A 260-nucleotide genomic window follows, 5' to 3' on the forward strand; every position below is an offset into this window, starting at 1 on the left:
CGCTGCAGCCGATCCAGGCACGGATCGGCGGGGAAACCGTCGAGGCGGAGGTGCTGCTGCCGCGCACGATCCACGGCTTCGCCTCGCCCACCGATGCCTATATGGCGCGCATCCGCTATGGCCTGACCGGCTTCTATCCCGTCGCCCTTGTCGATGCCGTGATCCGCGCCGCGCTGGACCGGCGCTGGCTGTTCGACGGCCTTCCCGCACAATGGGCGGCCGATGCCCGGCCGCGCATGGAATATGGCACGCTGTTCCGG

The 260-nt window shown here is 69.6% G+C and carries 1 protein-coding gene; it reads left to right on the forward strand.

Going from position 1 to position 260, the window contains the following annotated elements:
• A partial coding sequence (locus tag NLU14_RS22270; protein WP_275710710.1) for a hypothetical protein occupies window positions 1-260 on the forward strand: 260 nt, incomplete at both ends.

This window comes from Marinobacter iranensis (assembly GCF_029207565.1).
Lineage (GTDB): Bacteria > Pseudomonadota > Gammaproteobacteria > Pseudomonadales > Oleiphilaceae > Marinobacter > Marinobacter iranensis.